Genomic DNA, 17,538 nt, shown 5'->3' on the forward strand with positions numbered 1-17,538 from the left:
AGATTCTGTACCGATTGTCCGCCGATCAGGAAGCGGATTTCATCAGGCCCTGTTTCTCGATTTCAGCCTGCGCCTCGTCGAGCGATTTACGGATGCGCACGAACATCTCGTCGATCTCGGCCGGCGTGATCACCAGCGGCGGCGAGATGATCATCCGGTCGCCCACGTGGCGCATGATCAGGTTGTTGCGGAAGCACCGTTCGCGGCAGATATAACCGATAGTGCCGGGTTCCGACGCGAACTTGGCGCGGCTGGCCTTGTCCGGGGTCAGCGCGATCGAGGCCATCATGCCGACGATCTTGGCTTCGCCCACCAGCGGATGGTCGGTTAGCGCTTCCCATTTTTCCTTGAGATAGGGCGCGGCCACGTTGCGGACGTGGTCGATGATGTTCTCTTCTTCAAGGATGCGCAGGTTCTCAAGCGCGACGGCGGCGGCGACCGGGTGACCGGAATAGGTGTAGCCGTGATTGAACTCGTCCATACCGATCACATGGGCGACCTCGTCACAGACGATCGAGCCTCCGATGGGTGCATAGCCTGAGCTGAGCCCCTTGGCGATGGTCATGATATGGGGGCGGATACCCAGGGTCTGGATCCCGAACCAGTTGCCGGTCCGGCCAAAGCCGCAGATCACCTCGTCCGCGATCAGCAGGATATCGTATTTGTCGCAGATCCGCTGAATTTCGGGCCAGTAGCTGTCGGGGGCGACAATAACGCCGCCAGCCCCTTGAACCGGCTCGGCGATAAAGGCCGCGACGCGGTCCTCACCCAGTTCCTGAATGGCTTCTTCCAACTCGCGGGCGCGGGCCAGGCCGAATTCCTCGGGGTCCATGTCGCCGCCTTCGGCCCACCAGTTGGGCTGATTGATATGGTGGACACCTGGGATCATGCCGCTTTGCGCATGCATGCCAGCCATGCCGCCCAGTGCCGACGACCCCACGGTCGAGCCGTGGTAGGCATTCTTGCGGCTGATGATGACGTTCTTCTCGGGCTTGCCCTTGTTCTGCCAATAGGTGCGGACCATGCGAATATTGGTGTCGTTGGCCTCGGACCCGCCACCGGCAAAGAAGACGTGGTTCAGGTCGCCGGGGGCCAGTTCGGCCAGTTTCTGTGCCAGCGCGATGGCCGGCACATGGGTGGTCTTGAAGAAGGTGTTGTAATAGGGCAGCTCGCGCATCTGGCGGGCCGCGACCTCGGCCAGTTCGTCACGGCCATAGCCGATATTGACGCACCACAGCCCGGCCATCGCATCGAGGATCTCTTCGCCCTCGCTGTCGTTCAGCCAGACGCCGCGGGCGCGGGTGATGACACGGGTGCCTTCTTCGCCCAGCGCGTTGTTTGCCGAGAACGGATGCAGGTGATGGGCCGCATCCAGCGCCTGCAACTCGGCGGTGGGCATGTGATTTGTGATGGTCGCCATCGGGTGAGTCTCCTGCAAAAACGGTCTTGATGGCAGAATATGATCAAATTTGATCGTGTCAAATCGAATCGTGATCTCAGGCGTTTTCCGCCAGTACTCCGGCCATCTGTTCCATGCCCTGTTCGACGTCCTGTTCCATGGCAAGAGCGACCCCGTCGACATCGCCTGCGCGCAAGGCATCGAGCATTTCCTTGTGCCGGTCCGGAAGGTTCTGGGTGCCGAACCGACCGCAGACCACCCTGAGCGACGGGCCGAATCGCAGCCATAGCCGTTCTGCCATTTCGGAGAGGATCGGCGCGTCCGCTACCTGATAGAGCAGAGCGTGAAAATCATAGTTCGAGCGCAGATATCCGCCCACATCGCCACTCTCGATCGCCTGATCAAGCGCCGAATCCAACTCCACCAGCCGAGCAACGGCTTCGGGTGTCATCCTCTCGGCCGCGCGGCGGGCGAGTTCGGCCTCGATTGATTTTCTTACGAAAATAACCTGCTGCAAATCGTTCTGGGTCAGCACCGGTACGCTAACCCGCCGGTTGCCCTGAAATGACAGCGCGCCTTCGGACATCAGGCGGCGGATCGCCTCGCGCACCGGAGTCATCCCGACACCCAGCGAATCAGTCAGCCCCTGGATGGTCACGGCCTGCCCCGGAGCCAGCTCTCCGAACAGGATTCGGGCCCGCAACATCTGATAAACCTGTTCGTGAACAGGCTGTTTTCCTTCACTCGGAGTGGGCCCAGATGCAGCTTTTTTGATCATATTCAAAGGAGTTGCCCCTATTTCGTCATGACGACTTGTCAGACCATCGACTAGGTGAAAACATAAACACTGTTGCCGCAGAAGGCAAAACTTGATCAAATCTACCGAGGTGGGAAAATACCCGCCACCTTGCAGGGAGACACTCAATGACATTCAAATCGCTGACACTCACGGCGGTGGTTGCGCTGGCAAGCTCGACGGCCTTTGCGGACGAAGTGCGCGTCTACAACTGGTCGGACTATATCGACGAGGAGTTGCTGGCCAAGTTCGAGGCCGAGACCGGCATCACGCTGATCTATGACGTGTTCGACAGCAACGAGGTGCTGGAGACCAAGATGCTCGCCGGCGGGTCCGGCTATGACGTGGTGGTGCCGACCGGAACTTTCCTGCAACGTCAGATTCAGGCAGGCGCCTTCCAGAAGCTGGACATGTCCAAGCTGCCCAACCACGCAAACATGTGGGACCAGATCGAATCCCGTACCGCGCAATACGATCCGGGCAACGAGTATTCGATCAACTACATGTGGGGCACCACCGGCCTGGGTGTGAACGTCGGCAAGGTCAAGGAAGTGCTGGGCGAAGACGCGCCGATGAACAGCATGGATCTGGTGTTCAAGCCCGAGAACATGGAAAAGCTGGCCGCCTGCGGCGTGCATTTCCTGGATGCACCGACCGAGATCATCCCGGCGACACTGAAATATCTGGGTGAGAACCCCGACAGCCACGACGCCGATGTGATCGCCAAGACCGAACCGGTGCTGATGGCGGTGCGCCCCTACATCCAGAAGTTCCACAGCTCGGAATATATCAACGCGCTGGCCAATGGCGACATCTGCGTGGCGATCGGCTGGTCGGGCGATATCCTTCAGGCGCGTGACCGCGCGGCCGAGGCCGACAATGGCGTCGAGATCGAGTATCACGCCTTCAAGCAGGGCTCGCTGATGTGGTTCGACCAGATGGCCATTCCGGTCGACGCACCGAACCCGGATGCGGCGCATGTGTTCCTGAACTTCATCATGGACGCCCAGAACATGGCCGCTGCGTCGAACTATGTCTATTACGCCAATGGCAACAAGGCGAGCCAGGAGTTCCTGGTCGAGGACGTGATCGGCGACACCGCGATCTATCCGGACGCGGAAACCATGGACAACCTCTATACCACCACGCCTTATCCGGCGAAAATCCAGCGGACGGTCACCCGTCTGTGGACCAAGGTCAAATCGGGCACCTGATCCGGTCCGGACCTTATGAGGGGCGGGCCTGACGGCCTGCCCCAGTCTCAACCCCATTTAGCCGAATACGGGGGCCAGCCTTGCAATCATCGACCTTCGCGCCTTGGGAAGACCCCGATGCGAAACCGCTGATCCGTTTCAAGAACGTGACCAAGCGGTTTGGCGAATTCACCGCCATCGACAACCTGACGCTGGATATTTTCGAGCGCGAGTTCTTTGCCCTGCTTGGCCCGTCCGGCTGTGGCAAGACCACGATGATGCGCATGCTGGCCGGATTTGAAACCGCCACCGAGGGCGTCATCGAACTGGCCGGTCAGGACATCGCGCCGGTGCCGCCGAACAAGCGCGCGGTGAACATGATGTTCCAGTCCTACGCGCTGTTTCCGCATCTCAGCGTCTGGGACAACATAGCCTTTGGCCTGCGTCGCGACAGCAAGTCCAAGGACGAGATCAAGGCCCGCGTCGAAGAGATGCTGCGTCTGGTCCGGCTGGAGAAATTCGCCCATCGCAAACCGCACCAGATCTCGGGCGGTCAACGGCAGCGGGTGGCACTGGCCCGATCGCTGGCCAAGGCACCGAAACTGTTGCTGTTGGACGAGCCGCTGGGCGCGCTGGACAAGAAACTGCGCCAGGATACCCAGTTCGAACTGATGGATATCCAGGAGAAGACGGGCACCACATTCGTGATCGTGACCCACGATCAGGAAGAGGCAATGACCGTGGCCAGCCGTGTCGCGGTCATGGATCAGGGCCAGCTGATGCAGGTCGCCACGCCTGACCGCATCTATGAAACCCCCAATTCCGTCTATGTGGCCGACTTCATCGGCGACGTGAACATCATCGAGGGCCGCGCCACGCCCGAGGGCGAAGACGGCTATCACATCGACTGGGCCGAGGGGCAGCCGGCGCTGACCGCGAAATCCTCTGCCAAGTTCGACAAGGGGCAGAAATGCCATCTGGCCATCCGCCCCGAAAAAGTGGCGATCAGCGCCGAACGCCCCGCCGATGCCGCCAATGCGGTGCAGGGAAGGGTGCATGACATTGCCTATCTGGGCAATCTGTCCACATATTACGTCGAACTTGCGGACGGTTCGATCATCAAGGCGCAGACCTCGAACACGCGCCGCATCTCGCGCCGCAGCTTTACCTGGGAAGACACCGTCTGGCTGTCATGGACAGCCACGGCGGGTGTGCTGCTGGCAAACTGATGCGCCGGTTCCTTCTGATCGCCATTCCCTATGCCTGGCTGCTGGTGCTGTTCCTGGTGCCCTTCGCCATCGTGCTGAAAATCTCGCTGTCGGATGCGGCCATCGCCCGGCCGCCCTATTTCCCGCAATTCGACTGGGCCGAAGGCATCATGGCCTTTGTCCGGGAATTGGATTTCGAGAATTTCATCTTTCTGACCGAAGATGACCTGTATTGGAAAGCCTATCTGAGCAGTCTCAAGATCGCGCTTACAGCGACGGTGCTGACATTGGTGGCGGGCTATCCCATTGCCTATGCCATGGCGCGCGCGCCCGAGGAATGGCGCCCGACCCTGATGATGCTGGTGATCCTGCCGTTCTGGACGTCGTTCCTGATCCGCGTCTATGCGTGGATGGGTATCCTGTCGAACGAAGGTTACCTGAACCAGATCCTGCTCTGGACCGGGATCATCTCAGAGCCGCTGACCATTCTGAACACCAATACGGCGGTCTATATTGGTATCGTCTATACCTATCTGCCCTTCATGATCCTGCCAATCTATTCGGCGCTTGACCGGCTGGACGGGTCGCTGATCGAGGCCGCCGAGGATCTGGGCTGTTCGCGGGCGCAGGCCTTTTGGCTGGTCACCATCCCGCTGTCCCGGCCTGGTATCATCGCGGGCTGTTTTCTGGTCTTCATTCCGGTTTTGGGTGAGTTTGTGATCCCCTCGCTGTTGGGCGGGTCCGGCACGCTGATGATCGGCAAGGTTCTGTGGGAAGAGTTCTTCTCGAACCGCGACTGGCCGGTTGCCTCGGCGGTGGCCGTGGTGCTGCTGTTGATCCTCGTGGTGCCCATCGTGCTGTTCCAGCGTAACCAGCAGAAACAGGCGGAGGCCGAGAAATGAGCAGGATGAGCTGGTTCAACACCGTGTCGCTGACGCTGGGGTTTGCGTTTCTCTATATCCCGATGCTGATCCTGATCGTCTACAGCTTCAACGAGAGCAAGCTGGTGACGGTCTGGGCCGGGTTCTCGACCAAATGGTATGGCGAGCTGTTCCAGAATGATGCGTTCCTGAACGCGGCCTGGGTCACACTCAAGGTTGCCGTGATGTCCTCGACCCTGGCCACCATCCTGGGCACGATGGCGGCGCTGGTGCTGGTGCGGGCAGGACGGTTCATGGGCCGTACCCTGTTCTCGGGCATGATCTATGCGCCGCTGGTGATGCCCGAGGTGATCACCGGCCTGTCGCTCTTGCTGCTCTTCATCGGGATCGGTCTGGATCGCGGCGTGATGACCATCGTATTGGCGCATACGACCTTTGCCATGTGTTATGTCTCGGTGGTGGTGTCCTCGCGGCTGGTTACTTTCGACCGTTCGCTGGAAGAGGCGGCGCTGGATTTGGGCTGCTCCCCGGCCGAGGCCTTTCGGTTGGTTACCCTGCCCATCATCGCGCCTGCGGTGATCTCGGGCTGGCTTTTGGCCTTTACCCTGTCGCTGGACGATCTGGTGATCGCCTCCTTTACCTCGGGTCCTGCGGCGACCACCCTGCCGATCAAGATCTTTTCGGCGGTGCGTCTGGGGGTCAGCCCCGAGATCAACGCGCTCAGCACGATCATGATTGGCATCGTCACCGTTGGCGTGATCAGCGCCTCGTTGATCTCGAAACAGGCGTTGGTGCGCCAGAAACGGGATGAACAGGCGGCGGCCCGCGGCTGATGCGTCGGATCTTTTCCGAGTATGCCTATGGTGACGGGCCGCGCGCGGGCTGCTGGTGGGACGAGACCATCGCCGCGCCGGACTGGCCCGTTGCGGCGGGCGACATTCGAGCGGACGTCGCGATTATCGGCGGTGGTTTCACCGGCATGTCGGCCGCGTTGCACCTTGCCGAAAGCGGGGTATCGGTTGCGATGTTCGAGGCCAAGGCCCCCGGTTGGGGCGCTTCGGGCCGCAATGGCGGGTTCTGCTGTCTGGGCGGTTCCAAGCTGAGCGATGCCCAGAAACGCAGACGTTATGGCGCCGAGGGCGCGCGCGCGTTCGATGACGCCGAGAGAGAGGCGGTTGCTCTTGTCGCCAGCCTGATTGAACGGCACCTGATCAGTGCTGACACCCATTCGCATGGCGAAACACAATTGGCGCATAACGCCCGCGCCATGGACGCGCTGCGCCGTCAGGCAGACGCGGGGCATGGTCGTCTTCACGAGAAACACGAGCTGGCGACCGAAGGTCTGAACGGAGAGTTCCTTGGCGGGCTGACCAGCGATGTCGGTTTTGCCTTGAACCCGCGCAAATACCTGTTCGGCCTGGCCGCTGCTGCTGCGGCGTCGGGTGCGCGCCTGTTCCAAAACAGCCCTGTCAACCGGATCGAGCAGGGCGCGCGGGGCCATATCCTGCATACGCCAAAGGCCCGGATCAAGGCAGAGACCGTACTGATCTGCACAAACGGCTATTCCAGCGAGGACATGCCGCCGTGGCTCGCTGGCCGTTACATGCCCGCGCAGTCGAGCGTCATGGTCACCCGCCCCCTGTCCGAAGCAGAACTGCAAGCGCAGGGTTGGACCTCGGACCAGATGGCCTATGACACGCGCAACCTGCTCCACTATTTTCGCCTGATGCCGGACCGGAGGTTTCTGTTCGGTATGCGTGGTGGGCTGCTTTCCTCTCCCCGTGCCGAGGCCAGTATCCACGCCCGGTTGCGTCGGCATTTCAATGCGATGTTCCCGGCATGGACGGGGGTCGAGGCAACCAACTTGTGGTCCGGGATGGTCTGTCTGACCCGGGGGTTGATGCCCTATGTCGGCCCGGTGCCGGGGACGCCGGGCCTGTTTGCCGGGCTTGCCTATCACGGTAACGGGGTGGCGATGGGAACCTATTCTGGGCGCGCACTGGCGCGGCTGGCGCTGGGCTCGGACCCTGGTTTGCCGCACGCGATGAAAACACCCTTGGCGCGTTTTCCCCTTGGCCGGTTCCGCCGTGCGATCATGCCGCCGGTCTATCTGGCGCTTGGGCTGGGCGATCTTTGATCGCTCAGCAGGCTGCCAGTGCCGCGCTCTCAAGCTCAAAGGCCGGGGCATAATCGGGCGCCCCATTCCGGGTCCGCCAAAGGCAATAGGCCGCCATGCGCCAGTGAAACCACGGCTTCAGCGACAGGTAACGCGCCACCGTGCCGGTGTCTTCATAGGCGCCAAGAAACTGCTGCTCCTCTGCTGCTGTCAGAGGAGCGCCCCGATAGACCTGCTGCATGGCCGGCGACAGGAACATCGCCAGATCCTCGGCCGGGTCGCCGATGGCAGGGCATTGCCAGTCGATCAGGATCGCCTGGTTGCCGGAAACCAACAGGTTTCCAGCAACCGGGTCGCCATGGATCAGACAGGTAGGCCCCGGATCGATCGTCGCTGCCTGCGGCCGCGCTTTCTGGAGCAATTCGCGGTCGGCGTGAGTGCAGCGCGCCAGAATGGCCTCGGCATGCGCACCTATGGCGGCGCTGCCGTTGCAGCCCACTGGCGCCGGGATGTCGAGCGCCCGCCGGTGCAGATTAGCCAGAATTCGGGCAGCGACCGTCGGGTCAGATTGCCATGGGTCGCCTGGGGCATGGTCGTAGACGACCCATGCCTCTTGCGCCAGCGTGCCCGAAGCCCGCAGTTGCGGAGCCAGCCCGGTGCCCTGCAGCTGGTTCAGGCAGAGCGCCTCAAGCTGTGCATCGTTGCCGAACAGAGGGTTATCGAAATTCCTGCGATAGAGCTTCACCACCAGATCGTCGGCCGGGCCAAGCAACCGCCAGACCCTGTTGGTGCGCCCGCCATAAAGCGTTTCGAACCGGTCACCATTCTGCAACAGGCCACGTTCGCGCAGCTGCGCGACAAGACCCGGGGGCGGGATATGCTTTGTCTGTTCCAACTCGGCCTCAGGTTCTTGGCGCGGGCAGTCCCGCCCGCCTTGGCAACCCGGGGCGACGAGCGGATCAGCCGTTCGCGCGCACGCCGGTTACCATATTGGCCAAAATCGCCTGACCGCCCTCAAGGATCAAGATCACTTCGCCATTCTCGATCTGGGCTTCGGTCACCGGGTGATAAACGGAGGCGGCCTCGTCCAGCAGCAATTCGTCTGACTTGTAGCTTTGGATCGCAATACTATAAAGACCGTGGGCTCGTTGCGACCCGTCGCTTTCCAACCCGGACCAGGTAACAGGCTCTGCGGAAACCGGTATCTCGTAGCGGTCTATGATTTCGCCCTGTGCGTCGCGCACAACCAGGTAGGCTTTGTCGGCAGCAGCGAGTGGAGCGGGCGATACGGTAACGGGAGAACCACTGAAGTGTACCGGGGCAATTGCGCGGGCGTCTTTGCCGATCCAGTTTGACAATTCCGCCATATTGGTGGCACCCATCTTCTCCACCAAGGCGGCTAGGGTGTCGTTGGTTTTTGTCTGTTGTTCGACCATCGAGAATTGCGCCAGCTGAGCGGCGTATTCTGAAGAATCAAGAGGTTCGAGCGGGTTCTGGTATTTTGCTTGGGTTGTAAGCATTCGAATGAATGTGTTGAAATCAGAACTAAGAACGCGCGAATCCTGGGCGTTGGAGGGCGACGATTTCTGTTGAGTTGCCGCCGTGACAGGGTTTACCGCTGTGACCATGGTTCAAAGCCTTATGTCTAAGCCGCTGGTAGCGATACGTAGTCTGTTGTCAGGTTCGATTGATGGGAGTGATTCGGGCGTATGCATCTTCGGTTCCCCGCCGTTTGATCTTTGCTCGGTATCGTCGCCTGTTTCGCTTTGCGACCCACCGAAACTGAAGGAGACATCGGCGAATCCCATATCGCGGAAATCCGCGGATAACTCGTCGATATGGCGCCGCATTAGGTCGAGCGTTTCGGGCCTGTCCGCAAAGATCGTCAGTGTCAGAATGTCACCGCGGGTTTTTAGAGTCATCTGCACGCGTCCCAGCTCTTCGGGATCAAGCGCGATTTCGACGCTGCCCGCATCGGGTCGGTTGGCGACCGCAGCAGCTAGTTGCCCACCAATATTTCGCACCGCCTCTGCGGTGATTGCTGTCGTGTGAACTAAGGATTGAGTGCCGGAAGCGGCGGGCGTGGCAAATGACATGTCCAAGAGTCGCTCGCCCCCATGCTCCATCAACAAGTCGGCGCTGATCGGAAACCGGGCCGTGGATAAGTTCGTAAACGGTTGGAGGGGAGTTGATGCGAACTCTTGAGCTTTGGCGGCGCTCACCGCGACCCGTTGTTTTATCATGGCCCGATCGGCTCGAGGCAGGTCAGTTTCCGGAACGGTACTTTCCAGTGCGCCAGTTACCCGCACCTTTTCCTGTGTAGGGCGCTGGGTTGCTTCTTCGCCCCCTTTCATGTTGGCCGAGATCTCGATGGCCGAAGCGATCCGCTCTTTGTCAACCGATTTGGCCGTATGGTCGTTCGCGGCGGAAACCGTTTCCGAGTCGCTTGTTGCCGAATGTAATACGCGCGGTTGTGAAAGCAGTCCGTCCCTGGACAAGGCGGAATACGGAGATATCCGAAGCTGCTTTTCTACTTGGATGGGTTTTGCCGGAGGCTCCCAGATCAGGCGGGTGGAACCGGCTGTCTCGACCTCTCCGACTTTGAAGGAAGGTGTTCCAACCCGATTCAGGTATTGTTGTTGCCTCGTACTCTGGGTTGGGCGGTTGGTTTCGATAGTAGGCGAAGTAAAGGATGAGAGCCTGAAATCTGATAGCTTCTGTCGGTCATCCGTGCGTTGGACGGCTGCACTCAGTCGCGCCGAATTGATGGTCAGGCCATTTTCGCCAGAGCGCGTCTCTCTGAGAGCGCTGCCAATTTGTTGCGCTTCATCCGGACCATCCGACAAGACGGGCTTGTCGCCAGCGGTACCTATCTCATCCTGGGTGGTGATTTCCTGAACGCCGGATTCTCGAATAGGCGAGTCTTTTGGCTGTTGATCAAATCGGTTCGTTCCGATCTGCGCGGTTGCCTCTTCAATCTCGTCAGCTTGTTCGACAGCCAAAGCTTCGTCATCTGTCGGCGTGGGTTCGTTTTCTTCCAACGGGACGCGCCCCTGCTTTGCTGTTGAGCCGGTCCATGCATGAAACACGTCACCAAAATCGGAGCGAGTGCTGCCGGTGTGCTGGCCAGGAGCAAGGGTTTCTATGCGCGAATTTGTTGTCTGGCCGGCAAGCGGCAGGTTGTTGGGGCTGGTCAGTCCGGTCATGCGAATTTCTTTCGTTGTGAGACCAAGCATTGTCGCAAACCGGTTACGGTTTTTTTAACCGCTTATCTGTCTGATCGGAAAAGTTCGAAACAATTTCGAGGCGATCAATGGACGTATCTCAGACATATCTGGCCACTACTCTATCGGGCGAAAGGCAAACGGCAGACAGCGCTTTGCAAAAAGTCGCGGTTGAACTGGAAGCGACTTTTCTTGCTGAAATGCTGAAATCTGCGGGTCTTGGTAAGGCTCGCAGCGCCTTTGGTGGCGGTGCCGGCGAAGAACAGTTCAATTCATTTTTGGTTCGTCAACAGGCGGATCAGCTGGCCCGATCCGGTGGAATTGGATTGGCCGAATCACTCTTCAACGCATTGAAGGACTCCCGAGATGGACAATACTGATCTTGATGATCTGCTCTCGTCGCTTGATGAACTGCTGGAGATGGAGCGCGCCGCGCTGGTGCGGGGCGAACTGGAACAACTCGGGCGGATGACCGACGAAAAGGAAAGACTGGTTCAGCGTATCAACGCGACTCCCGATCTTCTACATGAGCAGCTTAGGCCGCTGCACCAGAAAGTGACCCGCAACCAGGTCTTGTTGAACAGCGCGCTTGAGGGGATTCGGGCAGTGTCCAACCGTATGTCCGAACTTCGCAAGGTGCGACAGGGGCTCGAAACCTATGACCGTGATGGTCACAAGCATCGGTACGCAGCATTCGGAAAGACTCAGCTAGAGAAACGGGCATGAAAGAACAGTTGAGTCAAATTTGTGGAATGCAGCGGGCCCGCTTTAGCAAACCGTTAGGAGATCGGGGGCAAATCTAGCGTCGCACCTCGGAATGAGTGTGGCGCGAGACCGGTTCTCGGACTTTCGCATTCGTCAGAAAGACGTTTCCGAACGCCTGAAGGGGCGGATGCAAACCCGGGCCAAAGGCCCACAAGATCAAAGGATGATGTTATGTCCAGCATTCTGACGAACAATGGCGCAATGGTGGCGCTGCAGACCCTCAAGTCGGTGAATATGAACCTGGGTCAGACCCAAAACGCCATTTCGACCGGTAAGAACGTGGCCACCGCAAAGGACAACTCGGCCATCTGGGCCATTTCGAAAGTGATGGAATCCGACGTTAAGGGGTTCAAGGCGATCAAGGACAGCCTGAGCCTGGGTGAATCGACGGTCGCCGTTGCCCGCAACGCGGCTGAAACCGTGACCGATCTTCTGACCCAGATGAAGGGCAAGATCGTTGCCGCACAAGAGGACAACGTTGACCGCACCAAGATCAACGCCGACGTCACTGCGCTGAAAGACCAGATCGCGGCCGTTGTTGGCGCGGCCCAGTTCAACGGGCTGAACCTGGTCAATGGCTCCGCGGGTTCCGCTTCGATCCTGGCATCGCTTGACCGTGACAATGCCGGCAACGTGACCGCGTCCTCGATCACGGTGACGGGGCAGGATCTGTCTACTGGCGGTTACACTGCCAACGACATCTTCTCGGGCAGCTCGGCGGGTGCATCGACAAATGGCGACACCGTGGCCATCGCGCTCGACAATGGTGGCGGCAACGAGCAGATCGAGATTGCCGAGAATGGCGCGGCTTTTGTGGCCGGTGACAAGGTCAGCATCACCGTTGGTGACGAGACCGTGTCGTATACGGTGACCGCCGACGATGCGGCAGCGACCACCACGGCAGACATCGTCGCTGTGGCCCTGAAGGCCAAGATCGACGATCTGGGTGTCGCCGGACTTGTCGTCGATTACGACAGCGGTACGCCGGGTACGCTCGACTTTACCAATGGTGGCGCGAACGACCTGACCGTAAGTGGCCAGTTCACGAATGCCGGTTCGGGCGGATTGGGCGCACTGAGCACGATCGACGTATCGACCGGTGTTGGTGCGACGGCCGCGCTTGCCACGGTCGAGACCCTGATCGACACATCGATTGATGCCGCGGCAGCCTTTGGTTCGGTTCAGGGGCGGATCGAGACGCAAAAGACCTTCATCTCGAACCTCACCGACTCGCTGAAGTCGGGCATCGGTTCGATGGTGGATGCGGATATGGAAGAGACCTCGGCCCGCCTGCAAGCGCTGCAAGTGCAGCAGCAGCTGGCGGTTCAGTCGCTGTCCATCGCCAACCAAGCGCCGCAGTCGATCCTGTCGCTGTTCCGCTAAGCAGTATGGCCGGGGCGTTCGCGCCCCGGTCCCTCCTGCCGACATTTCCCAACAGTAAGGACATCACGTGAACGCGCTTCTTCAGGCACGACAGGCCTATTCGGCCGCTTCGGCTCCGACCAGGACGCCACGGAACATGGAATACGAAGTCCTGTCCCGGATCACTCACCGCATGCACAGCGCCGCCAAGCGGGGGCGCGCGGGGTTCGGGGAACTGGTCGAGGCGTTGCACGAAAACAACCGGTTGTGGGGGGTCCTGGCGACCAATGTGGCTGAGGCTGACAACGCTCTGCCACCCGATCTGCGAGCCCGGCTGTTCTATCTGGCCGAGTTCACTCAGGTGCATACCAGCAAGGTGTTGCGACGCGAGGCTTCCCCGCGCCCCTTGCTTGAAATCAACACGGCCGTCCTGCGCGGTCTGCGTCAAGGGAGCGCAACGGAATGAGCGGTTTGGTCCTGAAACTGGCACCCAAAGAACGAGTTCTGATCAATGGCGCGGTGATCGAGAATGGTGACCGCCGCGGCAGGCTGTCGATCATGACCCCCGATGCCAATATCCTGCGTCTGCGCGATGCGATTCATCCCGAAGAAGCAACGACTCCGGTGCGTCGGGTCTGCTATGCCGCACAACTGGTTTTGTCCGGCGACAGCGACCCCGAGCAGGCCAGAATGTCGCTGTTGCGCCGGATCGAGGAACTCAGCCAAGTTTTCACCGATCCCGACAGCCGCAAGGCGCTGGCGCAAGCGACCGAGGCACTGGTCGCGGATCATCCCTATAAATGCCTCAAGGCGCTGCGTACTCTTCTTCCTCGCGAGGAGCGCATTCTGGCGCTGCGACCGCAATGAGTTACCAGCCGGTTCTGATATCGGGCGGCATTGCCGGCTGGCGGTTCCTGCAGCGCACCTATGACGCTCAGGCGCAAAGCTTCTCCAATTCCGCTGTTCGCAATCGCGAAAGCTCTTACTTCATGGAGAAGATCGGCCAGGTGAAAAACGCCAAGGACCTGGTGTCGGACCGGCGGCTTTTGCAGGTGGCTTTGGGGGCGTTCGGCCTCGAGAATGATCTGAACAATACTTACTTTGTTCGCAAAATCCTCGAAGACGGGACAACCGCGTCCGATGCTCTGGCCAACAAGCTTTCGGACAAACGCTATCGCGAGTTCTCCAAGGCGTTCGGACTGGGGCCGGGTGAGGTGCGGACAACCGGTCTGGTCACCTTCATGGAGGATATCGTCGCCAAGAACGAGGCGGCAGGGTTCGAACAGGCGATCGGCGAACAGGACGAAACCATGCGGATCGCTCTCTATGCGCAGCACGAGTTGAAGGCCCTTGCCGAAGACCGCTCAAGCGACAATGCCAAATGGTTCAGCCTGATGGGAGTTCCGCCGCTGCGCAAGATGATGGAAACCGCGCTGGGCCTGCCGTCGGGCCTTGGGCGTATCGACATCGACCAACAACTGGAGATATTCGAAGACAAATTGCAGGCGCTGACCGGCTCGTCCAAAGTGTCTCAGTTCACCGATCCGGAAATGCTGGACAAGGTGACCATTGCCTATCTGGCGCGATCACAGATCAACAGCCAATCGCAGGGAGCGTCAGCGGCCCAGAATGCTTTGACGCTGTTGGGCAATCTGCGGTGATCGGTGGGGCGGTCAGCTCTCTGGCTGTTGCGCCCGAAACACTGTCCGGTCGATCTCGACCGCATAACAGGTCACGGGGTGCGAGACATTGTGCAACGCGACTTCACCCAGCGGCAGGCAATTGCCGCAGGCGCTTTCGACCTCTTCCGAGACGACAATTCTGTGTCCGGTGGCCTTGCCATAGTCGCCCAACCGCGCCGCGATATTCGCAGCCTGACCGATCACGGTAAAATCGAGACGTTCCTTTGATCCGACATTGCCATAGGTGACCCGGCCATAGGCCAGCCCGATGGCGCAATCCAGCGCCACGTCCCCCTCGGGTGTTTCGGCCAGCTTCGTAACGATCTCGGTTGCCGAGGTCATGGCCTGACGATGGGCGGTCTGGGCATCGGCACCGGCAGGAAATACCGCAAGCACCGCGTCGCCGATGAACTTCAGGACCTCGCCCTCATTGGCATGCACGATTTCGGACACCGTCTCGAAGAACCGGTTCAACGTGCCGATATAGCTGGCGCGCCCCAACTCCTCTTCTAGCCGGGTCGATCCGCGCAGATCGCAGAACATGATCGCGGCGTCGATCTCGTCGCCGTCACCACGGCGGATTTCGCCACCCAGAACCCGGGCCCCGCTGCGCTTGCCGACATAGGTCTCCAGCAGTGACTGCGCATTCTCGCGCTGCATGAACACCTCGTAATAGCGGCCGATCACGGCGGAGCATTCAAAGATCAGGCCCAGGTTGGCGGTGGTGAACCCGTCCGGGTGATCGCAGCTCATGGTCAAGACGTTGATGCGCCCATCGGAAAACGGCATCGGCATCGCGACATAGTCGGTGGCGCCCTGCGCGCGCAACTCCTGCATGATCGGGAATTCTGTATCGGTCGGCCCGTCTGTCAACCGCTGACGGATGCCGCCCAGGCCGTTTGATACATGCCGCAGCGGGCTGTTGTTGAAGGCCGGATGATCGTGGATCTCATAGGTCGGCGCATAGGTCGAGATCTCGGCCTTCCCCTTTTCCCAGATGTAATGTTTGCCTGCGATCAGCGGATGCAGCGACCAGGCCAGAACGCTCAGCCGCGAGACCGCGATCCCGTGATCCAGCATCTTTTCGGCCAGCGCGCGGGTGAATTCCTCGGCCGTACGGAACGAAGCCGCACCGCGCAACAGCCAGTCGACAAGCGGGCCGCTGACATGGCCATCCGCCCCCTCGTTCAGGCTGTTGTCGCCCAGTTCGATCCGCGTATGCGCCTGCGGCATGAATCCGACATAACCGCGTATGCCGGCGCTCTCGGGCAAAGGCGTGTCGTAGGACCAGACCGCATTGGCCACCTTCTCCTCGCCGACATACATGTCGCGGTAACTGGCCGTTCCCTTGAACGGGCAAAAGGTCTGAAGCTCGGTCGGATCTCCCAGCGGCACCAGTACGTCGTCGCGCGGGATGTAGATTGCCGGCGCCAGGCGGGTTTCGTACATCACCAATGCGCGGGTCGTTGCCGCCAGCAGCACATCGTTGCGATACACCTCGACCTTTCCGTCGAGCGGCTCGATACTGATGCCATAGCTCTGGGCCCGTGGGGTGGCATGGACGTTCATCGACAACCTCCTTTTTGCCCGTCAGGTCATAGGATGGGGGCAGGGGGGGTGAATGCCAAGGGCACGAAACTGAAATTATCGGTGAGGCAGCTGATGCGATCTCTTCTGATGACAGCTCTTGTCATTGCCCCAATTGCACCGCTAGAGGCGCAGCACAGCCGGATACCCCAGCCGACGCGCGATCAATGCATCTGTATCGCCGTCTGTCAGGCGACCAACCGTCCTGCCTGGGTCTCGGGGCCGCCGCCGACATGCCCGCATATCCGGGATGAGCTGATTATCGACAATCGCGCCACCTGCGCCTGCCCGGCCTGGCCGCCCGCGCAAGCGCAGTCGCGACCCGCGCCGGGACGCGAGTCGCCCAATCACTGATGCATCAGACCATCTGGATCACGCTTTTCTCGATCGCCAGCATATAACCGCGTTTGGCGATGTTCTTGACCAGCAGGGCGCTGATCATCTGGTTGCCCAGCGTGTCGCGCAGCCGCTTGATCCGGGTGGCCCCAGCGGCCTCGTCACAATCGGCGGCAGCCCGGCCCGAGATCACGGATTCGATCTGCGACCCCGATAGCACCTCGTCATCCATCCGCGCCTCGGCCAGCACGGCGAGGGTCTCGATGGCGGCGGGGGTCAGCTGGAACTCCATGTTGTTGAGGTAGACGGTGTTCTCCTCGCGGCTGATCAGCAGCGAGGTCACCTGAATGCCGGTGCGCTCGATCTGGGCCATGCGACGGTTGAGCAGCACCAGCATCGCCAGAAAGGCCAGTGCTGCGATCATCATGGCACTGGCAAAGACCAGCAGCACGAAAATTACCATGCGATAGCTCGACAGGGTGTCGGCAAAGGCGGTGCCGGATTGGGCCAGGATTTCCAGCAGCCGGATCTCGGCCTGGGTGGTCAGATCGTTTTCGATGAACACCCGCTCGACCCGCGCGTTGAACGCGTTGGCGTCGGGCAGGGTCAGCAGCAGAAAGGTGGCCGCCGTCGCCAGGATGACGACGATGGCGCCGATGCCGAACCCGATCAGCCGGGTACCTGACCGGCGTGCCTCAGAAACGGAGAAAATAGGGTCCGGCATCGGCCTTCCTCTGGTCCAGTCCCTCGGGTCCAAAGACCGAAAGCACGTTGAGCAGGGTCCAGCCGGCGGCTTGCAGGCGGGCGGCGACCTCGGGTGTGGCCTGTCCGGCGGAACAGCCGGAGACCTGCATGACACCGTAATGCAGCCGCAACGGCTGTTCCTGCTTGGCCTTGTAATCGGCATAGCATTCCGCGGCGCCGGCGCTGGCGGGGGCCGCGATCAGGGCCAGAAGGGCCAGGATTTGGGAGAACTGTTTCATGGCCAT

The 17,538-nt window shown here is 60.3% G+C and carries 19 protein-coding genes; 11 read left to right on the forward strand and 8 right to left on the reverse strand.

The window, feature by feature from the left end; all coding sequences use genetic code 11:
• Window positions 1-25: 25 nt before the first annotated feature.
• A complete protein-coding gene (locus AC2FNY_RS11480; protein ID WP_234138248.1) occupies window positions 26-1,420 on the reverse strand; it encodes an aspartate aminotransferase family protein in 1,395 nt (464 codons plus the stop codon).
• Between the two features lie 76 nt (window positions 1,421-1,496).
• Window positions 1,497-2,177 (reverse strand): GntR family transcriptional regulator, encoded by a 681-nt coding sequence (locus AC2FNY_RS11485; protein ID WP_496802644.1) that lies wholly within the window; start codon window positions 2,175-2,177, stop codon window positions 1,497-1,499.
• Between the two features lie 146 nt (window positions 2,178-2,323).
• On the opposite strand from AC2FNY_RS11485, the gene AC2FNY_RS11490 reads away from it, so the two are divergent.
• From AC2FNY_RS11490 to AC2FNY_RS11510, 5 genes are all read left to right on the forward strand, one after another.
• The gene (locus tag AC2FNY_RS11490; protein WP_234138252.1) at window positions 2,324-3,409 is read left to right on the forward strand and encodes a polyamine ABC transporter substrate-binding protein; all 1,086 of its coding nucleotides are present in this window, start codon (window positions 2,324-2,326) and stop codon (window positions 3,407-3,409) included.
• A gap of 80 nt (window positions 3,410-3,489) precedes the next feature.
• Window positions 3,490-4,617 (forward strand): ABC transporter ATP-binding protein, encoded by a 1,128-nt coding sequence (locus tag AC2FNY_RS11495; RefSeq protein WP_234138253.1) that lies wholly within the window; start codon window positions 3,490-3,492, stop codon window positions 4,615-4,617.
• On the forward strand, window positions 4,617-5,498 hold the full coding sequence (locus AC2FNY_RS11500) for an ABC transporter permease subunit (protein ID WP_234138255.1): 882 nt from the start codon (window positions 4,617-4,619) through the stop codon (window positions 5,496-5,498). The genes AC2FNY_RS11495 and AC2FNY_RS11500 overlap by 1 nt, the downstream gene beginning before the upstream one ends.
• On the forward strand, window positions 5,495-6,310 hold the full coding sequence (locus tag AC2FNY_RS11505; RefSeq protein WP_234138257.1) for an ABC transporter permease subunit: 816 nt from the start codon (window positions 5,495-5,497) through the stop codon (window positions 6,308-6,310). Before AC2FNY_RS11500 ends, AC2FNY_RS11505 begins: the two co-directional genes overlap by 4 nt.
• The gene (locus tag AC2FNY_RS11510; protein WP_496802528.1) at window positions 6,310-7,614 is read left to right on the forward strand and encodes an NAD(P)/FAD-dependent oxidoreductase; all 1,305 of its coding nucleotides are present in this window, start codon (window positions 6,310-6,312) and stop codon (window positions 7,612-7,614) included. The genes AC2FNY_RS11505 and AC2FNY_RS11510 overlap by 1 nt, the downstream gene beginning before the upstream one ends.
• A gap of 4 nt (window positions 7,615-7,618) precedes the next feature.
• Here the strand turns inward: AC2FNY_RS11510 and AC2FNY_RS11515 are convergent, their stop codons facing one another.
• The 3 genes from AC2FNY_RS11515 to AC2FNY_RS11525 form a co-directional block, all read right to left on the reverse strand.
• The gene (locus tag AC2FNY_RS11515) at window positions 7,619-8,488 is read right to left on the reverse strand and encodes a phosphotransferase (protein WP_496802529.1); all 870 of its coding nucleotides are present in this window, start codon (window positions 8,486-8,488) and stop codon (window positions 7,619-7,621) included.
• 64 nt (window positions 8,489-8,552) lie between these two features.
• Window positions 8,553-9,221, reverse strand: a complete 669-nt coding sequence (locus AC2FNY_RS11520) for a flagellar hook capping FlgD N-terminal domain-containing protein (RefSeq protein ID WP_234167580.1) — start codon at window positions 9,219-9,221, stop codon at window positions 8,553-8,555.
• 3 nt (window positions 9,222-9,224) lie between these two features.
• A complete protein-coding gene (locus tag AC2FNY_RS11525) occupies window positions 9,225-10,799 on the reverse strand; it encodes a flagellar hook-length control protein FliK (protein ID WP_496802530.1) in 1,575 nt (524 codons plus the stop codon).
• Window positions 10,800-10,906: 107 nt separating this feature from the next.
• Between AC2FNY_RS11525 and AC2FNY_RS11530 the strand changes: the two genes are divergently transcribed.
• The 6 genes from AC2FNY_RS11530 (at window position 10,907) to AC2FNY_RS11555 (ending at window position 14,605) form a co-directional block, all read left to right on the forward strand.
• Window positions 10,907-11,197, forward strand: coding sequence for a rod-binding protein (locus tag AC2FNY_RS11530; RefSeq protein ID WP_234138284.1), 291 nt, complete (start codon window positions 10,907-10,909; stop codon window positions 11,195-11,197).
• Window positions 11,184-11,543 (forward strand): flagellar biosynthesis protein FlgN, encoded by a 360-nt coding sequence (locus AC2FNY_RS11535; protein ID WP_234216436.1) that lies wholly within the window; start codon window positions 11,184-11,186, stop codon window positions 11,541-11,543. Before AC2FNY_RS11530 ends, AC2FNY_RS11535 begins: the two co-directional genes overlap by 14 nt.
• A gap of 210 nt (window positions 11,544-11,753) precedes the next feature.
• Window positions 11,754-12,965 (forward strand): flagellin N-terminal helical domain-containing protein, encoded by a 1,212-nt coding sequence (locus tag AC2FNY_RS11540; protein ID WP_496802531.1) that lies wholly within the window; start codon window positions 11,754-11,756, stop codon window positions 12,963-12,965.
• Window positions 12,966-13,032: 67 nt separating this feature from the next.
• On the forward strand, window positions 13,033-13,410 hold the full coding sequence (gene flaF, locus AC2FNY_RS11545; protein ID WP_234138295.1) for a flagellar biosynthesis regulator FlaF: 378 nt from the start codon (window positions 13,033-13,035) through the stop codon (window positions 13,408-13,410).
• A complete protein-coding gene (gene flbT, locus AC2FNY_RS11550; RefSeq protein ID WP_234138298.1) occupies window positions 13,407-13,811 on the forward strand; it encodes a flagellar biosynthesis repressor FlbT in 405 nt (134 codons plus the stop codon). Before flaF ends, flbT begins: the two co-directional genes overlap by 4 nt.
• Window positions 13,808-14,605, forward strand: a complete 798-nt coding sequence (locus tag AC2FNY_RS11555; RefSeq protein WP_496802532.1) for a DUF1217 domain-containing protein — start codon at window positions 13,808-13,810, stop codon at window positions 14,603-14,605. Before flbT ends, AC2FNY_RS11555 begins: the two co-directional genes overlap by 4 nt.
• Window positions 14,606-14,617: 12 nt before the next feature.
• Here AC2FNY_RS11555 and AC2FNY_RS11560 read toward each other — a convergent pair whose 3' ends face one another.
• From AC2FNY_RS11560 to AC2FNY_RS11570, 3 genes are all read right to left on the reverse strand, one after another.
• Window positions 14,618-16,195: a DUF427 domain-containing protein gene (locus tag AC2FNY_RS11560; RefSeq protein WP_496802533.1), complete on the reverse strand. Its 1,578-nt coding sequence runs from the start codon at window positions 16,193-16,195 to the stop codon at window positions 14,618-14,620.
• Between the two features lie 376 nt (window positions 16,196-16,571).
• A complete protein-coding gene (locus AC2FNY_RS11565) occupies window positions 16,572-17,273 on the reverse strand; it encodes a winged helix-turn-helix domain-containing protein (protein ID WP_234144443.1) in 702 nt (233 codons plus the stop codon).
• Entirely contained in the window at window positions 17,245-17,532 is a 288-nt protein-coding gene (locus AC2FNY_RS11570; RefSeq protein WP_234138334.1) for a hypothetical protein, read from the reverse strand. Before AC2FNY_RS11570 ends, AC2FNY_RS11565 begins: the two co-directional genes overlap by 29 nt.
• Window positions 17,533-17,538: the final 6 nt, after the last annotated feature.

This window comes from Ruegeria sp. BHSC223 (assembly GCF_059613025.1).